Source organism: Peptoniphilus raoultii (assembly GCF_900099555.1).
GTDB classification, from domain to species: domain Bacteria; phylum Bacillota; class Clostridia; order Tissierellales; family Peptoniphilaceae; genus Peptoniphilus_A; species Peptoniphilus_A raoultii.
In genome coordinates, this window is the sequence record NZ_FMWM01000002.1 from 1572580 (window position 1) to 1595038 (window position 22459).

Genomic DNA, 22459 nt, shown 5'->3' on the forward strand with positions numbered 1-22459 from the left:
CCACCAAAACTTTAAAAAATTTATCCTAAATCAAAAAATTTATTTTGCCTTAGGGCTTCAAATAAAATAATATTTGCAGAATTTGATAAATTTAAGGACCTTCCATAATTTTTCAGCATGGGAATCCTTATGGCCTTATCATAATTTGCAAAGATTAAATCCTCAGGCAGCCCCCGAGTTTCTGGACCAAATACTATAAAGTCCTCATCCTTATATGATACATCAGTATAAAGTTTAACAGCCTTTGTTGATGCCAAGTAAAAATTGCTGTCCGGATATTTTTTTACAAGTTCATCATAAGAGTCATAAATATTAATATCCACAAGATGCCAATAATCAAGGCCCGCTCTTTTCACGTGCTTATCATCAATTTCAAAACCAAGAGGCTTTATTAAGTGAAGCCCTGTATTTGTAAGACCGCAAGTTCTTGCAATTGCACCAGTATTAAATGGTATTTCCGGTTCATAAAAACAAATATTTAACATGTTCCCTCCAAAATTTCTATAGCACATTTAAGACCGTCAAGGGCTGAGGAAATAATTCCACCAGCATAGCCTGAACCCTCTCCAATTGGTCTTAAATTTTTAAATTCTAATGTGTGATAAGATTCTCTTAAAATTCTAATAGGAGATGACGTTCTAGTTTCAGCGCCCGTTAAAATAGCATCTTTATCACCAAAACCTTTAAGCTTTTTATCCATAGAGTCTATGGCTTCCTTTAAAACTTTTGTAATTGAAGGCTCATAAAGGTTATTAAGATTTGTAAATTTGTAGGCAGGTTTATAGGAAGGAATAATTTTTCCTGGCCCTAGTGATGGCCTATCCTCTAAAAAATCTTCAAGTCTTTGGACCGGGGCGGCAAAAGAACCTCCTCCTAAAATAAAGGCCTTTTTCTCAATTTTTCTTTGATAATTCATAGCTGCCAAAGGCCCTTCCCCAAAAATTTTTTTATCAATACTTGCTACGAGAGCTGAATTTGAATTAAGACCTGACCTTCTATGATAGCTCATGCCATTTACAGCTAACAAGTCTTTTTCGCTTGACGATGGAATAACAAGTCCTCCTGGGCACATACAAAAGGTGTAGGCGTTGTGGGAATTTTCTTTTTTTGAATAGGTGAGGGCATAAGTTGCAGGAGGAAGATTTTTGTCCTCTCTTTTATACTGGGCAAAATTAATATCTTCTCTTAAATGTTCAATTCTAAAACCTACTGCAAAAGGTTTAGACTCAAGACTTACATATTTATTTAATAAGTCAAAAGTATCTCTTGCACTATTTCCAAGGGCCAAAATATACTCATCAGATTTCATTTCTCCCTCATTTGTCATTACAGACAAGATCCTACCGCCTTTAATTTTTAAATCAATTAGTTTTCTTCTAAAATAAATTTCTCCACCCATATCAATTATGGATTTTCTAATATTTTTTATAACCCCTCTTAAAATGTCTGTTCCAATATGGGGCATGGAGTCATATAAAATATCTTCTGGACCTCCATGATTGTGTAAGATTTCAAAAATTTTTCTACTTCTGGGATCCTTTGACCTTGAAGTTAATTTACCATCTGAAAAAGTTCCAGCTCCACCTTCGCCAAAGGAAATATTTGATTCAGTATCAAGTTCTCCTGTATATAGGAAATTATTTATTTTTTTAAGGCGACTGTCAATGTCATCGCCTCTTTCAATAATTTTCACCTTTACTCCCGCCTTTAAAAGAGTGTAGGCACAAAAAAGGCCTGATGGTCCTGCACCAACCACAAGGGCAGACCTTACATTATTTTTATTTTCGATTATAAGTTTTTCTTCCCTATAATCGCCTATATTATTTTTTAATTTTTTATAGATCTTATCCTTGACCTTGCAGTCTACTAAAACTTGATAGACATAAAAAATCTCCTTTCTGGCATCAAGAGATCTTTTATATATTTCAAAGGAAAAATCTTTTTCTTCAATTAAATTTTCAATCTTGGCCCTGAGATTTTTTTCCTCTCCTGGCCTTAATTTTATATTTCTTAAAATAATCAATCTATCACCACTATTATTTTAGTCTATTTGGCAATTTTTTTAAAGAAAATAATCTTTCCCTAATTTTAGCCATAAAAATAGGAGGCAAAATAGCCTCCATTGTAAAATAAATTATTTACTTTCTGAAGTTGCAATAATTGCACCTTGGTATTTTTCTTCAATGAATTTTTTAGCATCTTCTGATTGAAGAATTTCAATAAATTTTTGGAATTTTTCTTTATTTAAGTCTTCAGTTCTAATTGCAACTAAATTTGCATAAGGTGAATCCTTTGATTCTGTAAATAAAGAATCATTTACAGGATTAAGTCCTGCTGAAAGAGCATAGTTAGAATTAATAATTCCAGCTCCTGCATCCTTATATAATTGAGAAACACTTGCTGCTTCAACTGCTGTAAATTTAAAGTTATGTGGATTTTCAACAATATCTTTTTCAGTAGTCTTTAAATTTGTCTTGTCTGCAAGTTTAATTAGGCCTGCATCTTCAAGTAAAATTAAAGCTCTTGCACCATTTGTTGGGTCATTTGGAATAATAATGTCTGCTCCGTCTTCAATTTCATCTACAGATTTATACTTATCTGAATAAAGTCCAAGTGGTTCTAGGTGAACAAATCCTAAATTTGAAAGATTATCAATTTTTCTGTCAGCTGTAAATTCTTCAAGATAAGGTAAGTGTTGGAAATAGTTGGCATTAATATCTCCTGCACTAAGTTGAAGATTTGGTTGAACATAGTCATCGAAAACTACTGTTTTAACTTCAAGACCTACCTCAGTAAATTTGTCTTGAAGGGCGTCAATAATTTCCTTGTGAGGTGTGGGGCTAACTCCGATTACAATTTCATTGTCATCTGCAATTTGAACTAAATCAGTTGTCGTTGCATTAGCTGGTTTTTCTTCAGAAGCTGCACTTGCATTTGCTCCAGCATTTTCTTTTGCTTCCTTAGATCCGCATCCTGTCAATGATAGGATAAGCGCTAGTGATAACAGTCCTAAAATTCTTAATTTTTTCATTTTTCTTCCTCCTAAATATTATTAAGCCTAAGGCTTTTAAGAACCCATAAAGATAAAATATCTAAAAATTTTGAGTTCTCTATTTTAATTTTTTCAAAATTAAAGTCTTTTGTCAATTTTCTTTTCAATTCTATTTCCAAGAACTTGAATAATTTGTACTAATAAAATAATTATGATAACTGTGGCCCATAAAATGTCATTTTCTCTCATTTGATAACCATATCTTATGGCAATATCTCCAAGGCCGCCGCCTCCAATAGCCCCTGCCATTGCAGAATAGCCTACAACATTTATAAGAGTCATTGTAATTCCATTTACAATCATGGGCATGGCTTCAGGGATTAAAACTCTCCAAATAATTTCAAAATTACTTGAGCCCATTGACTTTGCAGCTTCAATTATGCCCTTGTCAATTTGGTTTAAATAACCTTCCATAAGTCTTGCAACAAAAGGTGCTGCAGAAATGGAAAGGGGGATAATCATTGCCGCAGTTCCATAGGCCTTGCCAACGAGAATTCTTGATAGTGGAAAAACTACTACTACTAAAATAATAAAGGGAAAGGATCTTAAAACATTTATGATCTTGTCTAAAACCCCATATAAATTTTTATTTTCATAAAGCCCGTCTTCTCTTGTAATTGTTAAAATAATTCCAAGGGGAAGCCCAATTATTAAAGAAATTAAAGTTGATGCAAAAACCATTATTAGGGTTTGAGGGATTGCCGGCCCAATTATAGAAATTAATCTCTCCATTAGACCACCTCCACATTAACTTTATTTTCCAAAAGAAAATCAAGGGCCTTTTTTCTTTCCCCTTCATCTCCCTGAATTTCTACAATTAAATATCCTACACTTGAAGCATTTAATTTATTTATATTTCCTGAAAGAATATTTAAGTCAATATCAAATTTTTTAACGCACCTAGAAAGGATTGGCCTTTTGTAAGTGTCATCACCATAGGAAAGTCTAAAGACATCTCCCTTAAAATCATCTGCATTAATTATTTCGTCTTCTGTTTCATCTTTCAGATTCTTTATAAATGATTTAGTAACCTGAGTTTTTGGATTTCTAAATAATTCCCTTGTAGTATTTTCTTCAATAATTCTTCCCTTTTCCATAACTGCAATCCTATCGCAAATATCTTTAGCCACTTCCATTTGATGAGTAATCATAATAATTGTTGTGTTATATTCCTTAACAATTTTTTTGAGAAGGCTTAAAATAGATCCTGTATTTGCAGGGTCAAGGGCTGAAGTTCCTTCATCTGATAAAAGAATTTTTGGATTTGTTGCAATTGCCCTTGCAATGGCAACCCTTTGTTTTTGACCTCCAGAGAGTTCAGCAGGATAAGAATTTCTCTTTTCCACAAGATCAATAAACTTTAAAAGTTCTTCAACTCTTTCTTTAATCTTGTCCTTGGGGATTTTTGAAATTTCTAACGGATAGGCAATATTTTCATATACAGTCTTTTGCATAAATAAATTAAAAGACTGAAAAATCATGCCAATTTCCTTTCTTTCTTTTCTTAAATCCTCTTCCGAAAGGTCATTAATTGAAACTCCGTCAATAATAACTTCCCCTCCGTCAGCTTTTTCTAGGCGATTTATACACCTAACAAGAGTTGATTTGCCAGCTCCTGAAAGGCCAATGACACCAAAAATTTCTCCATTTTCTACATTGAAGGACACATCATCAAGTGCTTTAAAATCTTTTCCGTCTAATTTAAAGACTTTGAATAAATTTTTTACCTCTATCATTTTTCCTCCATGACATAAAAAAGAGCTCCCATCCACAAAGGACGAAAGCTCGTGTTACCACCTTTATTTATTGCATACTCACGCATACAAACTCATTAAGTACAAACATACTCTACTTCTGTAACGGGAAGGCCCGTAAGACTCTAATATCGAATCTTCCTTTAAAGAGGCCATATTCACTAAGCCTTATTCATCTTCTTTCACCATACGAAGCTCTCTTTAATCCTAAGAATCTTAGTTACTCTTCTCTTTATTAAGTTTAAAAAACTTTATAGATATATTACACTTTAAAAAAATACTTGTCAAGCTTTTTTTAATTTTTCTCTAGCTTTTCTCTTAAATATAAGATCAGAATATCCATAAATATATATTAAATTTATAAACAAGAAAAATATATTGTATGCTGTCATTTCATAATTATAAGAATTATCAGGATAAATTTTAAGAGGAATTATAAAATAATCATGACTTTTAAATAAATTTCTTATTTTATCTAAACCGTTATTTTTATAGCCTTCATAGGCAAAATTTAAAGATAGGTTAAAGAGATCTATTTCTCCTTTATATAACTTATAAAAATCTTTAAAATTTAAAATAAGAAACTCTTTATTATCTAAAAGTACGGGTCTATTATTAATAGATATATTTTTTAAATCTTTTATAAGAATATTTTTATTCGGCTCTATTAAATGACCATCTGAATACCTCTTAATTGTTTTTCCTAACTTAAAAATACCATGTTTGTAATAAAAAGAATCTTCAAATTTATTAGTTACAAGAATGGGTAATAGTTTATCTTCTCCATTTATAAACTTTATTTCCTTACTTGCTCCATATAGAAAATATCCACCATTATTTATTATATATTTTAAATCTTTCTCGTCCCTTTGACTTAAAATTCCATTGCTATAATTGTCATAAAAACTTCGGAAATTTAATACTTTTTCATTGTTTTTGTAAAAAGCCTTATTCATGTATTTATAAGTTTTTAAATTATATAAAACTTGTGGGCTAAATAAATTAAGTAATAATATATGAGTTATTAAAAAAACAACAATCAGCTTCAAGATTCTCTCTTTTTTAGCAATTTTACTCTTGAACTTTATAAAATTTTTACAAAAAAAGATATCTATACAATAGGTAAATATAGTTAATATTAAAACTCTATATATATTAAAGCTAGATTTTAAGTTGCCAACACTAATTATTAGTAAACAAATAGCTAGTAGCAAAAATGATAACTTAAGGATAATATAGTTTTTTTTATAAATCTCTTTATCTAAGCTAATATAGTATGGCAGTGATACTATAAATAAAAAACAAAGCATAGTTAAAAAATATTTAATAAATATAAGATAAAAGTTAATATTAGTAAAATCCCAACCCTCGTATTCTTTTTCCTCTATATCATAATATTTATTAATATTTTCCGAGAAATTAATAACTTGTTTTTCGGTAAATATCCTATTAGGTATAATTTTTCTTACACTACTTTTTTCTAAAAATATATTATTAAGAAAAAAATCTTCTGTGTCACAAGCTATTAATTTTAAATTACTTTCTATATTATATAGGTCTTCAAGGTAATTTTCATAGGAAAACCTTTTTATCTTCCCATTATAGTATACATATTGGTCAAAATCTAAGTCATATCTTTTTAAATAATACTTGTCAGCGTCATAAATTCCTAAAGCCATAGCATTAGGATACTCATATACTAATAATTTATTCCCATTTTTATTTATTAAGAACTCATCAATTTTTTGTCTTATAGCTTCTTTTTCTATGTTATCATAGAAATTCTTTGGATAAAAACTGTATTCATAAGCTTTATTTTCAAAATTAAATGGTGCACACACTTCTCTTTGAATTCTGCCATATGCTAATAAAATTAAATATATCAAAATAAATATGTGTACACACATCAATAGAATATTTTTTGTTTTTGCTGTTTTCATTTAACTATTTGTGAGTATATTCTCCACTTGTATGATTACCATCAACAGTGATTTTTACATCAGGATTAAAATATTCAGTTTTTATCTGTGGTTCTTCAGAATTGTTAAGTTTTTTAAATTTCGGATAGGATTCTGTATAAAAATCAAAATTAAAAGTGGTCTTTGGGCAATCCCAACATATAGTGTCTCTAAACCTTAGTACAGCAGTAACAAATCCTTCAGCTCTTAATGAGCCCGTATATTCAGTTTTTGTTCTCCCATCTGCATTAGATTTATATCTTATCCAGCCACTATGTGCATATCTTCCACTATATGAACCCACCATTTCATCAGCAGGATACAAATACATAGAACCCTCATAAATTAAATCCCCTAACTCAGAACTTCTAACTATATTTCTTCCATTTGACCAAATTGTTTTAGCAAAAACACTTGATAGCGAAGTCATAATTACAAACAGTAAAATAAACGTTATCTTCTTTTTCATAATCCTTCACCTCATTTTAAATTAATACATAAACTAAGATATACTCTTAGTATTGTATCTTATTTAAGTATAAGATATATATATATATATTTCAACTATTTTTTTCGGTACTTAGTTAAATTGTTTTAGGTTTTTCTTAGAATTGGAATTTAAATAAATTTACTCTCAATATGAACTATACGCTAGAAACGTTATAATTATTATTATAAATCGAAAACTTTTATAATATCAAATAAATTATCCTTCATTTTTAAAGAATAAGAATTTCCATCTTCCTCATTTACAAATTCTGCATAATAAAAGCCATCATCATTTTTTCTGCTGTCATATACATATAAATAACTTTCGCCTTTTTGCCCATAAAATTTTATTGCATAGGATCCAATATCTGGAGCAAGGGCATAAATTTCGCTTTCATCTAAAAGCTCGCTTCCCTCCAAAGAATTTACTATTTCTTTTAGTTCATCTTCAGAAAATTCAAGGGGATAAAATTTCAAATTTCCATCTGCCTTAAAAATATCAAGGTCCTTAAATTTAAAAGTCTTTCCATCTACAAAAATAATTTCTGATGAATTTGGATATGCTCCCTTGTCTACAATTTCAAAACTTAGCTTTTCTATATAATAATTTATGCCAAGATTTGTTAAAACCGGGAAATAATCACCATCAGGAAGGCCTTTTATGGTTTTTGAATCAATATAAAATTCTCCTTGGGGACTTTTTTCTTCATCAAAACTTTCCTTATCAGAAAAATTTATTAAAAAATCTTTTTCCCAATAATTTTCATATTCTCCTCTTTTTATGAGAGGATAACCATAAATTTTAAAAATTATTTCCTTGTTCCCTTCAAAGGAAAATTTTTCTCCCATGTCTGTTAGTAAAATTGATTGACCTTTACTTATAACAAGGTCTTTGTAAAAATATTCTCTTCCATTTTCTTCCATATAAATTTTTTTATTTATATTGTAGGCTTCTGGCACTGATTTACTTTTAAAAACTCCCGTCTTTAAAAATAAGATGCAGAAAATCAGAAGCAAAAGTCCAAAAAATAATAATAATTTCTTTTTCATAAAATATCCTTATAAAAAGTGGGACTAGCCAAATTAAAGGCAGCCCCACTTGATTTTTATAAAACTATTGCCTTAGTAATGACTTCTTCTTTAAGGTCTTCGATAAATCTATCAACATCAACATCTTTAACTTCGTCACCATTTCTCTTTCTAACTGAAAGTTTATGACTTTCCACTTCTTTTTCACCAATTACAAGCATATAATTTATTTTCTTTAGCTGTGCTTCACGAATCTTGTAGCCAACTTTTTCTGCTCTTGCGTCAAGTTTTACTCTTAAACCAAAAGATTTAAATTTGCCTTCAAGTTCTTTTGCATAGTCCGTGAATTTTTCTGAAACTGGAATAATTGCAACTTGAACTGGACTTAACCATAGAGGGAATTTGCCTGCAAAGTGTTCAATTAAAATTCCCATAAATCTTTCAACTGAACCCATTAAAGCCCTGTGGACCATAACAGGTCTTTTTCTGCTTCCGTCTTCAGCAACATAAGTTAAGTCAAAATTTTCTGGAAGTTGGAAATCGAGCTGAATTGTTCCGCATTGCCAAGTTCTGCCAATGGCATCTTCTAAATGGTAGTCAATTTTTGGACCATAAAAAGCTCCGTCACCTTCATTTATTGTGTAAGGCATATTTCTATCTTCCAAGGCTTCTTTTAAAGATTTTTCCGCCAAGTTCCAAGATTCTAAATCGCCCATATAATCTTCAGGCCTTGTTGAAAGTTCAACTGTGTATTTAAAACCAAAAGTAGAATATAGAAGGTCTGCCAAGTCTATAATGTCAAAAACTTCTGACTTAATTTGTGATGGTAAGCAGTAAATATGTGCATCATCTTGAGTAAATGATCTCACTCTGAAAAGTCCGTGAAGTGCACCTGAAAGTTCATGCCTATGGACAAGACCAAATTCTGCAAATCTCATTGGGAAATCCCTATATGAATGAGAATTTGTATTATAGATAATAGTTGAGCCGGGGCAATTCATCGGTTTTACTGCGTAGCCTTCTTCATCAATTTCTGTGAAATACATATTTTCTTTGTAGTGGTCCCAATGACCACTTCTATGCCACAAATCTTCATTTAAAATCATTGGAGTTAAAATTTCGCCATAATTTCTGTCAAGTAAAACTCCTCTCCACCATGAAAGTAAATTATTTCTTAAAATCATACCATTTGGATGGAAAAATGGAAATCCCGGGCCTTCTTCATGCATTGAAAAGATGTCAAGTTCTCTTCCTAATTTTCTATGATCTCTCTTTTCAGCCTCTTCACGTTTTTCAATATATTCATCTAATTGTTTTTTCTTTTCAAAGGCAATACCATAAATTCTTTGAAGCATTTTATTGTTGGAATCTCCCCTCCAATAAGCTCCAGCCGTTGAAAGAAGTTTTACTGCCTTAATTCTCTTTGTAGATTCAATATGAGGTCCCTTACAAAGGTCTGTAAAATCTCCCATTTGATATAAAGTCAAGGCTTCATCTTCTGGCAAATCTTCAATTAATTCAACCTTATAATCTTGACCCTTGTCCTTAAAATATTTAAGAGCCTGATCTCTTGTGATATCAACTCTTACAATTTTTAAATCTTTTCTTGCAAGTTCAATCATCCTATCTTCAATGGCCTTAAAATCTTCTTCCACAAATCTATGATTAAGTTCCATGTCATAATAAAATCCATTATCTATGGCAGGTCCTATGGCAAATTTTGTGTCAGGATAAAGATCTTGAATGGCATGAGCCATTAAATGACTTGCAGTATGCCACAAGATTTTTTTGCCATCAAGGTCATCAAATTTCAAAACCTTAAAATCACAATCTTCTTCAATTTTTTCAGTATTACCCATTATTTTGTCATTGACCTTAGCCCCAAGGCTGTCCCTATATAGACCTTCTGAAATTGACCTTGTAACTTCGCCAACACTTACGCCCTTTTCAAATTCTTTTTCATCCCCATTCGGGAATCTTATAACCATTTCCTCTTTCCTCCTTAAAATTAAAAAAGACCTATCATCCAAAGGACGATAGGCCGTGGTTCCACCTTAATTAAACTTAAAAGATTTAACGCATCTAACGCTGCAGTTTGCTGCAGAACTCCAAGTTAGTTTTCAAATATGATCTATTAAGCCTTTCACCAGCCGGCTCTCTCTAAAAACTTCTCATATCCTACTTTTCTTTTCACCGTTAAAAAAATTTTACCATAAAAAAATATTTATTTCAAGATTAGATAAATTCTTTCAAATTAATAAAATTGACCCAAAATCTTCTAAAAAATTTTGACCTAATTCTAAAATTTTCAGCTTCTCCTTTTGGCACTCATTTTCTATTAAATATCCTGATGAATGTTTGCCAAGGTTTCCCGTTAAAATTAAGTTGTTGTCAATAAAACCGCTTGCCCCGCCAATAAAACCATAGGGATAGTCTTTTAAAATTATTTCCTTGTGATTAATCTTTATTACATTAATCTTATCCTTTAAGGCCTTATAAATTCCCATATCGCTTGTTGCTATAAATTTATTAGTAACAAGACTTGAGCATTTACTATAACCCTGCTTCACATTTATAAGCATAAAATTTCTCTGCCTATAAAAATTTAATAGATTTTTATCCAGCAGTTTTAAATTTCCAACAAGGTAATTTTCATAGAAAAAGGCATTTAAGTAGACGTGATTTTCATAGGCATCACCCAGTGATTTTTCAGTCATATAAAGCTGTCTGCCCTTGAATTTATCCCTGTAATAGGAAAAATTATCCCTATCACAAATAATATCTCCATTAGGAAGACCATGAACTAAAATATCAGGGTGGGAATTTAAAGATGAATTTATATTTTTATTGGCCCTAGTCTTTACAATCTCATAGGGGAAAACTTTTAGCTTTTCTACAAACTCTTGGGGCATTTTTTGGTCTACTAAAATATATTTCATAATTCTTTACCATTCATCATAAAAAGGCAAATCCCAGCTGCGACTCCAGCATTAAGAGAATCTACCCCCTCCCTAATGGAGATTTTAATTTTGCCATCTGATCTTTTTAAAATCTCTTGGCTAACACCATGGGCCTCATTTCCAATAACTATAATTTCATTTTTTGAAAATTTATATTCATTAATATCCACAGCGTCATTTAAGCTCGTTGAAGTTATTTTAAATGTAGATAAAATAATTTCTTCTCTTGAGGCAAAATAAATGGGCAGTCTAAAAATTGAAGCCATAGTTGACCTTACAGTTTTCGGATTGTAAAGGTCGCAAGAATTTTCTGAAATAATTAGACCTGAAATTCCAAAAGCGTCACAAGTCCTAATGATGCCGCCAAGATTTCCAGCGTCTTTTATGTCATCTAAAAATAAAAATTGCCCTTCCTTTTCTTCAAACTTTTTGTGAATCATGGGAAAATAGGCACAAATTCCCTGGGGGCTTTCAGAATCACAAATCTTTTGAAAAAGTTCGTCAGAAAAAACTAAATACTTTTGCTTCTTAAGAATATATGAAAACTCACTTTCCTTAGACTCTTCTACAACAATATAGGAAGGCTTACAATATTTTAGAGCCTCAGAAATAACAACTGAGCCCTCAACTAAAAATAAATTTTCCCTATAGCGATATTTTTTTATTAAAATCTTTTTAAAAAATTTAAAATATTTGTTGTCCTTTGAATTAATAATTTCTTTCATGGTCTTATAATATAAAAAAAAGGTGGAAAAATCCACCTTAATTTCACAAAAATCTTTATTTGTTTTTCTTCTTGCCCCTAAGATATTCTCTAACATCAATTACATCGCCATCAGCCATAATAATTTTAAAATCATAGTCAGTAATATAGGCAACAGTAAGTCCTAAAAGCGAAGCAATTGGAGCAATAAGTGCCCCGATTGTTGAAACAGTTAGGGATAGAGATAAAACAGTTTCCTTATTCTTTTCAACAATAAGCCTTGAAGCATTACCCTTGCGCCAAATTTCTTTAATGGCATCAATAATTTCGTCAAGGGTATCAGAAACATCTCCAAAAAATTTATTTTTAGATTCTTTTTCTTCTATAACTTCAGCTTCTGCTTCAATTTTTTCATCCTTTTTAAATTCTTCCGCTCCTCTTTTAGCTTCAATATATCCAATAGCTCTGTCAACATCTCCGTCAGTATTAAGTAGTGCATCCCTTACAAGTTCATAGCTTGCGCCTGTGGCATTGATTACGTAGTCAATTTTTTCCAAATTAATCATCTTATCACCTCATCATAATTTTACCCAAAATGTGAGTAGAAAAACTAAAGAAATTGTTAAGAAAAAATAAAAGCTCACTTTAACATTACTTAGCATTTGCTACACCAAAATTTCTTCCAACAAAAAAAGCGGCAACCGCCGCCTAATTTTACCTAATTTATTCGCCTTTAGCTATTCTTACAAGTTCTGCGAAACCATTTGGATCATTAATTGCCATTTCTGAAAGCATCTTTCTATTAATATTTACTCCAGCCTTTTTTAAACCTGAAATAAACTTAGAATAAGACATCCCATTTAATCTTGCCCCTGCATTGATTCTTGTAATCCAAAGTTTTCTAAAATCTCTTTTTCTTTGCTTTCTGCCAATAAATGCATAGTTAAGAGATTTCATAACAGCTTGATTTGCAGGTCTAAATAATTTAGATTTTGCTCCAAAGTATCCCTTAGCTTGCTTTAAAATATTTTTATGTCTTTTTTTAGCATTAACGCCTCTTTTTACTCTAGCCATCCTAAACCTCCTATGGAATCATGTGATCAATTCTCTTTTGATCACCCTTGCTAACTACAGAAGACTTTCTTAATTTTCTAAGTCTTTTAGCAGTTTTCTTTCCTGTTAAATGTCCTTTATAAGCAAAAAATCTCTTAATTTTACCACTGCCAGTTCTTTTAAACCTTTTTGCAGAAGCTCTATGAGTTTTCATCTTTCCCATAAAAATCCTCCTTATAAATATAATCCTATATCCTTAATTTTGCTCTTTTGCAGATAGAAACATAACCATATTTCTACCTTCCATCTTTGGCTTTTTATCAACAGCTCCATACTCAGAAATTAAATTCACAAATTCTTCCAGAACTTCTTTTCCAATATCAGTATGGCCCATTTCTCTACCCCTAAATCTAACAACAACCTTAACCCTGTCGCCTGATTTTAAGAAGTCGATAGCCCTATTGGCCTTAGTATTCAAATCATGACTTTCAATATTCGGAGTAAGCCTAAGCTCCTTAACATTAATAACTCTTTGCTTTTTCTTAGCTTCCTTTTCCTTTTTTATTAATTCATACCTGTATTTTCCATAATCCATAATTCTGCAAACAGGCGGCTTGGCACTGGGAGCAACATTTACTAAGTCAAGTTTCTTTTCAAAAGCCATGTCAAGTGCTCTGTCAATATCAACAAGGCCTATTTGACCTCCCTTGTCATCGACAAGACGCACTTCTTTTTCTCTGATTTCCTCATTAATTTGAAGTTCTTTAATTTCTAAGCACCTCCATAAAAATAGCGAGCATTAAAAAATGCCCGCACAAATAACAAATTAATAAATAACCTTAAACTAAGAGCGTAAGGTGAGAAGCGGACTTCTTCTTAATTACAAAAATAGTATATATAAAAAGTCCCCTTTTGTCAAGTTTTTTTTAATTTTTATGAATTTTTCCTATTTACATAGTCTTCAAATTTAACAAGAAGAGCATTAAGTATAATTCCCACAAGGGCTGCAAGAGAAAGACCACTTAGAGAAACTGCATCAGAAAGTTTAATACCGAGATTAATACCCACATGACCACCAAGACCGATAATTAAAATTGAAGCTATAATTAAAATATTTTTTAAATTCATAGGCGTATGAGCATTTTTTAAAGTCTTAAAGCCTACAAGGGCAATCATCGAAAAAAGTACAAGAGAAATTCCGCCCATAACCGCTTGGGGAATTGATGATAAAAAACCACCAATTTTTCCCACAAAAGATAAAATAATTGCAAAAATTGCAGCAAGTCTTAAAATGCTAGGGTCATAATTTTTTGTTAGGGCCAAAACTCCAGTATTTTCACCATAAGTCGTGTTGGCAGGCCCGCCGATTAGTCCTGCAAACATCGTCGCAAGTCCGTCTCCCAAAAGCGTCCTATTAAGTCCAGGGTCTTCAATAAAATTTTTCCCAACAACTTGAGAATTTGTTGTAATATCTCCAAGATGTTCCATAAAAACCGCCATAACAACAGGCACAATTGTAATTATTGCTGAGATTGAAAAGGCAGGAAGCTGAAATTTTGGAACTTGTAAAAATCCTGCATTTGAAATTAAGCTAAGGTCAACAACACCCATTTTTAGGGAAAGAAGATAGCCAACAATTACAGAAATAATAATTGCAAGCTGCTTAATGAAACCCTTGGCAAAATTAGAAAGAATAAGACAAGTGGCAAAAGTTGTAAGGGAAAGATAAAAATTTGTCTTCGCCATATTAAAGGCAGTGGGAATTAAGTTAAAGCCAATAACAATAACCATTGGTCCAACAACTTGTGCTGGAAAAAATTTAATAATTTTTGACACGCCAATTTTATTTATGACAAGTGAAAGCAGAACATAAATAAGACCAGCTACAATAATTCCACCTTGGGCATATCTTAAACCTTCAGCCTGGCCCACAATTTGAATAACAGGAATAAAGGCAAAAGATGAGCCTAAAAAAACAGGTACTTTATTTTTCGTGCAAAAATGAAAAATAAGAGTACCTGCACCTGCTGCAAAAATTGCTGTTGAAACATCAAAACCAGTTAAAATGGGAACTAAAACAGTCGCCCCAAACATAGCTATTAAATGTTGAAGACCTAAAATAATCTTTTTACTATAAGATAAGACACTAACTTGATTCTTACTCATTATTCTATCCATTGCTCCTCCTAAAAATCTTTACAAAATTTACATTCTTAATAATTCTATACTTACGCAAAAAGCTTGTCAAGAAAAGAAATATAAAAAAATTTAATTCATTCTTAACTGTCAAGACATATGTTACACTTATAGTACTTTTATACAATTATTTCAAAAGCTTAATTGTTTATTAAAAAGGAAGCGAATGATTGTCAAGGGCTTTAGAGCGAAGCGTACCTTAACATTAATGAGTTTCCTTTTTATAATTTTTAAAGTTTTTGAAGATAGTATTCTTCTATTTTTTCATTTGGACTTTTAAAATTCAATACATATTTTGCTGTATTATTGTATATTTCTTCATACTCTTTTATTTTTGTTTCTAATTCTTTTCTTGTATGAGCATTTGGGCTTGTTTTTGTGGCTCTTGATTTTAATGTAAGACTTCTTACATTTCCGCTATATTTTTTTAACTGCCTATACACAAATTGTCGGTTAGTGTGATATCTTCTTGCAGCTTTTGTAACTCCATTTTTTAATGCGTATTCACATAATTTTTGACGGAATATCATTTCTTATGTCATTATATTCATAGAGAGGTCTCCTTTTAATACTTTTTTCGTTTATCTTATTGTATCAAAAGTACCTTTCTTTTTTCTATTTAATCTGTAACATATGTCTTAACACATAACATAAAATTCAGCTAATCTATAATTTTTTTATTATTTTACTGTATCTTAAATTTTTATTTGTTTTAAATTTACAAATTATTTTATATGAATTTTATTTTACTTTAAGATTAAGATAGGGTATAATTCATTAGTAAAAAGTTTATTTATGTTATTAGCTTTGGGAGGTTATAAATGACAAGATATATTGGAACTGTAGTTAGGGGTATTCGTGCTCCAATTGTTAAGGCCGGCGATGAGCTTGTGTCTATTGTGAAGGACTGTGTCAAAAAAGCTACTGATGAAGAAAATATTTCTCTTCATGACAGAGATGTTGTTGCAGTTACTGAATCTTTAGTTGCAAGAGCTCAAAATAATTATGTTTCTACTGACGATATTTGCAAGGACCTTAATGATAAATTTGACGATGAAATTGGCATTGTTTTTCCTATTCTAAGTCGTAACAGGTTCTCCACTATTTTGAGGGCAATTGCCAAAACGGGTAAAAAAATTCATATTTTATTTTCTTATCCTTCTGATGAAGTTGGAAATTCTTTAATGGATCCCAATCTTTTATATGATAAAAATATCAATCTTTATACTGATGTGATTGAAGAAGATGAATATAGAAATATTTTTGGACCTGTTGTTAAACATAAATTTACAGGTATTGACTATGTAAGTCTTTATAAGGATATTTGTAAGGATAATGATGTTGAAATTCATTTTTCTAACAATCCTTTAACTATTTTAAATTATACTGACGAAGCTTTAATTTGTTCTACTCACACTCGTTTTTCTATTAAGAGAATGCTACAAGATGGGGGAGCAAAAAAGGTTTATGCTCTTGATGATATTATGAATAAATCTATTGACGGTTCTGGGTATAATGAAGAGTTTGGTCTTTTAGGTTCAAATTATACTTCAAATACAAGGCTTAAACTTTTCCCAAGAGATGGAGAAAAATTTGTAAATGAACTTCAAAAGGAACTTATTAATATTTATGGTAAGCAAATTGAAGTTATGATTTACGGTGACGGTGCTTTTAAAGATCCGGTTGGAAAGATTTGGGAACTTGCCGATCCTGTTGTTTCTCCCGCTCACACTAAGGGCCTTTCAGGCACTCCTAATGAACTTAAGATTAAGTTTATTGCTGATAATGATTTGGCTGAAATGAATCCTGAAGAAGCCACTAGGGCTATGAAAGAAAAAATTTCATCTAAGGATGCTGACCTTGTTGGTAAGGATGAAACTTTGGGCACAACACCGAGAAGAATTACTGACCTTTTGGGATCTCTTTGTGATTTAACTTCAGGTTCTGGCGACAAGGGAACTCCTGTTGTTTTGATTCAAGGTTATTTTGATAATTTTGCAAGTGAATAATTTTATATTTAGTGAATGAATTTATAAATGGGGATAGTCCACAAGGGACAGTCCCCTTCATTGTAAAAGGACATCAAGCAGGACTGCCGTAAAAGGACAGTCCTGCTTGATTGTTTTTGATTTAATTTTATCTTCTATTTTTCTTATTTTTAACTTTTTTCATTCTAAAAAAGTCTTCTCTTTCTTTTTCTCCAAGGGTATTTTCTATGCTTGCAATGATTGTTTCAAATCTTGGAATTTGAATTTTTTCAAGGGCATTTGCTCTTTTAACTGTCTTCTTTATTTCCTCTGCAAGTCTTATACAAGATGATTCAACTTCTGCCAATTCATAGATTAAGGGCAGGAGGTTTTTCATATTTATTGTGGCCTTGTCAAGGGAAATTGTAGAATTATGAAAGGAATATTCTGTCTTTATTTCCTTTTCCCTATATTCAATTTCAGGAATTTCTACTCCCATTACTGACCTATTTTTTATTTCATAGTCTTCTTCTAAATTAACAGACTGAGAAATGTCAGCCAGAGCCTCTGAACCCATGGAAATTGTGGCCTCTTTTAATGATTCATAGGAAATATTAAAGGTTTCTTTTATTTTTGCCTGCAAATTTTCGGCCCTTTTATTTAATTCCATGATTTCTCTCATTAAAACTGTTCTTTTTCTGTCCAAAAGTTCATAACCCTTTTGGGCAAAAGACAGCTGTCCCTTAACTGCAAGTAAATTTGCCTTAGTTGGTACTACCTTACTTGCCATTTTCATCACCTAAATATTTATCAAGAAATTTAGGAGAAATTCTGTCAAGAGATTCTCTTGGCAGGCTCTTTAATAAATCCCAGCCAAGGTTTAGACTATCTTCAATCGATCTATTTTCATCCCTTGATTGGGACAAAAATCTTCTTTCAAATTCCTTACCAAAGGTGAGGGTCTTTTGGTCGGCTTCTGACAAATCATCTTCACCAATAATTTGGGCAAGGGCTCTTGCATCTTGTACCTTTGAATAGGATGAAAATAATTGGGCTGAAAGGTCTGCGTGATCTTCTCTTGTATAGCCCTCACCAATTCCGTCCTTCATAAGTCTTGAAAGAGATGGCAAAATATTTATTGGTGGGTAAATTCCTTCCCCTTCCAAATCACGAGAAAGTACAATTTGACCTTCTGTAATGTAGCCTGTCAAGTCGGCAATTGGGTGGGTAATATCATCATTTGGCATTGTTAAAATTGGAATTAAGGTTACTGATCCGTCAATTCCCTTTATCATTCCCGCCCTTTCATAAAGAGCTGCAAGGTCTGAATACAAATGGCCTGGATATCCCTTACGAGATGGCACTTCTTCTCTTGAAGATGAAACTTCTCTTAGGGCTTCAGCATAGGATGTAATATCTGTCATAATTACAAGAACGTGAGTATTTTCTTCATAGGCTAAATATTCTGCTGCTGTTAAGGCACACTTGGGTACAATTAATCTTTCCATAATCGGGTCATCTGCATAATTTATATACATTACTACCCTTTCATTAACTCCAGCATTTTTAAAGGCATCTCTAAAAAAGTCGGCTTCATCATGTTTTACACCAATTGCTGCAAAGACTATGGCAAAGTTATCTGCATTTTCTCCTGAAATTTTTGCTTGCCTTACAATTTGGGCTGCAAGTTCGTTATGATTTAATCCTGATCCTGAAAAGATTGGGAGTTTTTGACCTCTAATTAATGTCGTAAGAGTGTCAATTGAGGAGATTCCAGTTTGAATAAAGTTTCTTGGATATTCTCTGGCACAGGGATTTATCGGCCTGCCATTTACATTATAAAATTTGCCAGAATAAATATCTCCACCCCTATCAATGGGTTCTGCAATCCCATTAAAAACTCTGCCAAGAATCTCTTTTGACAAGGGAATTTCAAAGGGCTCTCCAGTAAATTCCACGCCAGTATTTGTTCCAGATACTCCAAGGTTTGAACCATAAACCTGTACAACTGCCTTGTCATCTGTAATCTTTACAACTTCTCCTACTTGTATTTTTTTAGATTCCTTTGACCTTATTTTTACTACTTCTCCATAGGAAACTTGATGAAGGTTAGAAAGTTCAATTAGTGCTCCTTCAATTTTTTTAAGGGTAAAATATTCTTTTTTCAATCTCTCACCTCATATTCACTCATAAGATTTGTGTAGAATAAAGAAATTTTATTATTTAATTCTACAAACTTACTTAATTGGTCATTTCCTATATTGTATTTCATATTTATTACTTCGCTATATAATTTGTCGTCCTTAATTTTTGAAATTGGTATATTTTCCTTTAGGGCTTCTTTGCCAAGTCTATATAAAAGGTCAATTGTCCTTAACATTTCAAACTGTTTATTTAAGGGTACAAAGGTATCAATGTCGTTAAAGGCATTTTGTTGCAAAAATCCTACTTTTATAACTCTTGCAATTTCAAGAATAAGCCTTGACGAATCGGGTAGTACATCAGCCCCAACTAACATTACAATTTCATTGAGTTTCGCCTCTTCATGAAGGAGGTCTAAAAATTTGCTCCTAAGTTCTGGCAAATCTCCATCTAAATTCATATCATAATAATTTTTAAGCTGATTTATATATTGCGAATAGGAATTCATCCAGTTTATGGCTGGATAGTGTCTTGCATAGGCAAGGTCCTTGTCAAGGGCCAAAAATACATTTACAAATCTCTTTGTATTTTCTGTAACGGGTTCTGAAAAGTCGCCGCCTGCTGGAGATACTGCACCGATTAAGGTAACTGATCCTTCGTTTCCAGAAAGTGTATTTACATAGCCTGCTCTTTCATAAAATTCTGCAATTCTTGATGGCAAATAAGCTGGATAGCCTTCTTCTGCTGGCATTTCTTCAAGTCTTCCGGAAATTTCTCTTAATGCTTCTGCCCATCTTGATGTTGAATCGCCCATTAGGGCAACGTGAAAGCCTTGGTCCCTAAAATATTCTGCAATTGTAACTCCAGTATAAATACTTGCTTCACGGGCAGCAACTGGCATGTTTGATGTATTTGCAATTAAAATTGTCCTTGCCATTAGTGGTGCTCCCGTATTTGGGTCTATTAGTTTTGGGAAGTCCTCCAAAACTTCTGTCATTTCATTTCCACGTTCGCCGCAGCCGATGTAAACAATAATATCAGCATCGCAATATTTTGCAATTTGGTGCTGAGTCATTGTCTTTCCCGTTCCAAATCCTCCAGGTATGGCCGTTGTTCCGCCCTTGGCAATTGGAAAGAATACATCAAAAACTCTTTGGCCTGTCAGTAGTAATTTTTCAATTGGCAGCCTTTCATGGGCTGGTCTTTGTATTCTTACTGGCCAGTTTTGATAGGCTTTAACATCATGAAGACTTTTATTTTCATCTTGAACCTTTAATAAAACTTCTTCTATATTATAGGAGCCATCTTCAAGTCTTCCTGTTACTGTTCCATTTACTCCTATAGGAATTAACAGTTTATGGGTTATGATTTCGGTTTCGGGAACTTCTGCAAAAATTTGTCCTTCCTTAACTTCATCTCCATTTTTAACTAAAAAATGAACCTTCCATAACTTTTCTTCATCAAGAGAAATTAGACCTATACCTTCTGGCATAAAGTTGCCATAGGAATCTTTTATTCTTGTAAGAGGCCTTTCAATTCCGTCAAAAATATTTGATATAAGGCCGGGACCAAGTTTTACAGAAAGGGGTGCTCCCGTTGAAATAATTTCTCCTCCTGCCTTTAGGCCTTGAGTTTCTTCATAGACCTGAACAGTTCCAAGATCTCCTTCAAGGGAAACAACTTCTCCTATTAATTTTTGGTCGCCTACAACTACCATTTCACGTATTTTAAAATCTTTCATATTGGTGCCTGAAACAACGGGACCATCTATGGATTTAATATATCCTTTATTCAATTATCCACCTCTTTTACACCAAAATGAAGCATTGAACCGATTTTGTAACGGCTGTCTTCAATTCTTTGTAGGAGGGTTAAGTTTATTTCATAGGTTTCATTTTCGTCTGAAATAATTAGACCTCCTATATGCTTATCATAAAGTTCTCTAAATTCCGCCTTGATTTTGTGGGCCTTTAGCTTTTCAATAACTCTTTCCTTTAAAATATGGGAATCCTTTTTTCTCATATAGACAATGATATTTTCTTCCTTTACATCTTCAAGGGCCTTATCAAGGGTTGATAGGACAAATCTTGCATAGTTATCAGTTTGGGTATAGTCCTTTAATTTCAGCTTAACTTTTTCAAGAAGACTATCCAAAAGTTTCTCACCTTGTCTTAACTCTGCAATACGGTTTTCTTCATGAGCTTTTGACAAAAGTTCATAGCCGTTTTTTGATGCAAGGGATGCTCTTCTATTAATGATTTCTTCTTTTTCAGCCTTTAGAGTCCTTTCCTTCTCCATTATCTTTCTATTATATAATTCTTTTTCTTCTTCTAATTTTTTTCTACATTCTTCCTGTTTTTTAACAAAAACCATTTGATTGAAGATTGTAATTTTATTTTCAAGTAAAATCATATTAACCTCACTAGCTTATTTTTATTCCAATGGAATTTCTAATATATTTGATAATAAAATCTTCTTCCAAATCATTTTTAAAGTCGGGGATTGTTACTATTAAGGGCATGCCTTCCTTTTTTACTTGCAAAACTTCTTTTGAAATTTCCCTTTGGGAACCGGCAGTTAAAATTATTATACCTATGTCCTTATCTTGGGAGGCCTTTAAAAATTGTTCCTTTAAAATATTTTTATCCTTACAATAAATTCCCATTATCCCCGCCAGTCTTAAACCTGTAACTATATCTCTGCTATCGGTTAAAAGAAGGGATTTCATTATAATCTACCTAAAATCATTATTGAAATAATTAAGCCGTAAATAGCAATACCTTCTGCAAGGCCTAGATAAATCATTGTCTTACCTAGGATTGTTTCATCTTCAGAAATTGCTCCTATGGCTGCTGCTCCTACTTGAGAAACTGCAAGTCCGGCACCAATTGATGCAAGACCTGTTGAAAGTCCAGCTGCTAAAAATCCAAGACCATTTCCGCCTTGAGGTGCATTTTCAGCTGCACTTGCCATTTGTGGCACAAGTGTAATTACACCAAATACAATAACGGGTATAAAGATTAATAAGTTCAGTCTTAAAAAAGCTCTCATAAATTTTTGAGATTTCTTTGTTTTTGAAAGCATAAAATATCCTGTGCTTCCAAAGATTGCTATTAGTGCTAAAATTGATAAAATCATAAGTTTTTCCATAATTTC

General features: G+C 32.0%; 24 protein-coding genes. 1 reads left to right on the top strand and 23 read right to left on the bottom strand.

From position 1 onward, the window contains the following. Positions 1–20: 20 nt before the first annotated feature. The 17 genes from BQ4446_RS07795 to BQ4446_RS08505 all read right to left on the bottom strand — a co-directional run bounded on the left by BQ4446_RS07795 (position 21) and on the right by BQ4446_RS08505 (position 15724). On the bottom strand, positions 21–485 hold the full coding sequence (locus BQ4446_RS07795; RefSeq protein ID WP_071028147.1) for a tRNA (cytidine(34)-2'-O)-methyltransferase: 465 nt from the start codon (positions 483–485) through the stop codon (positions 21–23). Then, positions 479–2023 carry an NAD(P)/FAD-dependent oxidoreductase gene (locus BQ4446_RS07800; protein ID WP_071028149.1) on the bottom strand — a complete coding sequence of 515 codons (1545 nt, stop codon included), beginning with the start codon at positions 2021–2023 and terminating at the stop codon, positions 479–481. Before BQ4446_RS07800 ends, BQ4446_RS07795 begins: the two co-directional genes overlap by 7 nt. A gap of 111 nt (positions 2024–2134) precedes the next feature. Further along, positions 2135–3031: a MetQ/NlpA family ABC transporter substrate-binding protein gene (locus BQ4446_RS07805; RefSeq protein WP_071028151.1), complete on the bottom strand. Its 897-nt coding sequence runs from the start codon at positions 3029–3031 to the stop codon at positions 2135–2137. 99 nt (positions 3032–3130) lie between these two features. Continuing rightward, complete coding sequence (locus BQ4446_RS07810; protein WP_071028153.1) at positions 3131–3784, bottom strand: methionine ABC transporter permease; 654 nt, start codon at positions 3782–3784, stop codon at positions 3131–3133. Then, entirely contained in the window at positions 3784–4788 is a 1005-nt protein-coding gene (locus BQ4446_RS07815; protein WP_071028155.1) for a methionine ABC transporter ATP-binding protein, read from the bottom strand. Before BQ4446_RS07815 ends, BQ4446_RS07810 begins: the two co-directional genes overlap by 1 nt. Positions 4789–5090: 302 nt before the next feature. Then, positions 5091–6647 carry a hypothetical protein gene (locus BQ4446_RS07820; protein WP_167632545.1) on the bottom strand — a complete coding sequence of 519 codons (1557 nt, stop codon included), beginning with the start codon at positions 6645–6647 and terminating at the stop codon, positions 5091–5093. 103 nt (positions 6648–6750) lie between these two features. Beyond that, a complete protein-coding gene (locus BQ4446_RS07825; protein ID WP_135100597.1) occupies positions 6751–7194 on the bottom strand; it encodes a hypothetical protein in 444 nt (147 codons plus the stop codon). A 242-nt stretch (positions 7195–7436) separates the two neighbouring features. Beyond that, the gene (locus BQ4446_RS07830; protein ID WP_071028162.1) at positions 7437–8303 is read right to left on the bottom strand and encodes a hypothetical protein; all 867 of its coding nucleotides are present in this window, start codon (positions 8301–8303) and stop codon (positions 7437–7439) included. 56 nt (positions 8304–8359) lie between these two features. Beyond that, the gene (thrS, locus tag BQ4446_RS07835; protein WP_071028378.1) at positions 8360–10270 is read right to left on the bottom strand and encodes a threonine--tRNA ligase; all 1911 of its coding nucleotides are present in this window, start codon (positions 10268–10270) and stop codon (positions 8360–8362) included. Positions 10271–10531: 261 nt separating this feature from the next. Beyond that, positions 10532–11221, bottom strand: a complete 690-nt coding sequence (locus BQ4446_RS07840; protein ID WP_071028163.1) for a DUF6873 family GME fold protein — start codon at positions 11219–11221, stop codon at positions 10532–10534. Beyond that, positions 11218–12063 carry a TrmH family RNA methyltransferase gene (locus tag BQ4446_RS07845; protein ID WP_245149698.1) on the bottom strand — a complete coding sequence of 282 codons (846 nt, stop codon included), beginning with the start codon at positions 12061–12063 and terminating at the stop codon, positions 11218–11220. Before BQ4446_RS07845 ends, BQ4446_RS07840 begins: the two co-directional genes overlap by 4 nt. Continuing rightward, the gene (locus tag BQ4446_RS07850) at positions 12023–12511 is read right to left on the bottom strand and encodes a DUF4342 domain-containing protein (protein WP_071028165.1); all 489 of its coding nucleotides are present in this window, start codon (positions 12509–12511) and stop codon (positions 12023–12025) included. The genes BQ4446_RS07845 and BQ4446_RS07850 overlap by 41 nt, the downstream gene beginning before the upstream one ends. Before the next feature lie 157 nt (positions 12512–12668). Further along, complete coding sequence (rplT, locus tag BQ4446_RS07855) at positions 12669–13019, bottom strand: 50S ribosomal protein L20 (protein ID WP_071028167.1); 351 nt, start codon at positions 13017–13019, stop codon at positions 12669–12671. A 10-nt stretch (positions 13020–13029) separates the two neighbouring features. Further along, positions 13030–13221 (bottom strand): 50S ribosomal protein L35, encoded by a 192-nt coding sequence (gene rpmI / locus BQ4446_RS07860; protein ID WP_071028170.1) that lies wholly within the window; start codon positions 13219–13221, stop codon positions 13030–13032. A gap of 33 nt (positions 13222–13254) precedes the next feature. Then, the gene (infC, locus tag BQ4446_RS07865) at positions 13255–13767 is read right to left on the bottom strand and encodes a translation initiation factor IF-3 (protein ID WP_071028172.1); all 513 of its coding nucleotides are present in this window, start codon (positions 13765–13767) and stop codon (positions 13255–13257) included. Positions 13768–13931: 164 nt separating this feature from the next. Beyond that, positions 13932–15176, bottom strand: coding sequence for a uracil-xanthine permease family protein (locus tag BQ4446_RS07870; RefSeq protein ID WP_071028174.1), 1245 nt, complete (start codon positions 15174–15176; stop codon positions 13932–13934). A gap of 248 nt (positions 15177–15424) precedes the next feature. Then, complete coding sequence (locus BQ4446_RS08505) at positions 15425–15724, bottom strand: hypothetical protein (protein WP_071028175.1); 300 nt, start codon at positions 15722–15724, stop codon at positions 15425–15427. A 291-nt stretch (positions 15725–16015) separates the two neighbouring features. Here BQ4446_RS08505 and BQ4446_RS07880 point away from each other — a divergent pair, with 291 nt between their 5' ends. Beyond that, entirely contained in the window at positions 16016–17203 is a 1188-nt protein-coding gene (locus BQ4446_RS07880) for a coenzyme F420-0:L-glutamate ligase (protein WP_071028177.1), read from the top strand. 127 nt (positions 17204–17330) lie between these two features. On the opposite strand, the gene BQ4446_RS07885 is transcribed toward BQ4446_RS07880, so the two are convergent. Genes BQ4446_RS07885 through BQ4446_RS07910 form a run of 6 tightly spaced genes read right to left on the bottom strand, consistent with a single transcriptional unit; the run spans position 17331 to position 22453 of the window. Beyond that, a complete protein-coding gene (locus BQ4446_RS07885) occupies positions 17331–17951 on the bottom strand; it encodes a V-type ATP synthase subunit D (RefSeq protein ID WP_071028179.1) in 621 nt (206 codons plus the stop codon). After that, the gene (locus BQ4446_RS07890) at positions 17941–19329 is read right to left on the bottom strand and encodes a V-type ATP synthase subunit B (RefSeq protein WP_071028181.1); all 1389 of its coding nucleotides are present in this window, start codon (positions 19327–19329) and stop codon (positions 17941–17943) included. The genes BQ4446_RS07885 and BQ4446_RS07890 overlap by 11 nt, the downstream gene beginning before the upstream one ends. Next, positions 19326–21098: a V-type ATP synthase subunit A gene (locus BQ4446_RS07895; RefSeq protein WP_071028184.1), complete on the bottom strand. Its 1773-nt coding sequence runs from the start codon at positions 21096–21098 to the stop codon at positions 19326–19328. Before BQ4446_RS07895 ends, BQ4446_RS07890 begins: the two co-directional genes overlap by 4 nt. Continuing rightward, positions 21095–21715, bottom strand: a complete 621-nt coding sequence (locus BQ4446_RS07900; RefSeq protein WP_071028186.1) for a V-type ATP synthase subunit E family protein — start codon at positions 21713–21715, stop codon at positions 21095–21097. Before BQ4446_RS07900 ends, BQ4446_RS07895 begins: the two co-directional genes overlap by 4 nt. 10 nt (positions 21716–21725) lie before the next feature. Next, the gene (locus BQ4446_RS07905) at positions 21726–22031 is read right to left on the bottom strand and encodes a V-type ATP synthase subunit F (protein WP_071028188.1); all 306 of its coding nucleotides are present in this window, start codon (positions 22029–22031) and stop codon (positions 21726–21728) included. Further along, positions 22031–22453: an ATP synthase subunit C gene (locus BQ4446_RS07910; RefSeq protein WP_071028190.1), complete on the bottom strand. Its 423-nt coding sequence runs from the start codon at positions 22451–22453 to the stop codon at positions 22031–22033. The genes BQ4446_RS07905 and BQ4446_RS07910 overlap by 1 nt, the downstream gene beginning before the upstream one ends. Between the last annotated feature and the right edge of the window lie 6 nt (positions 22454–22459).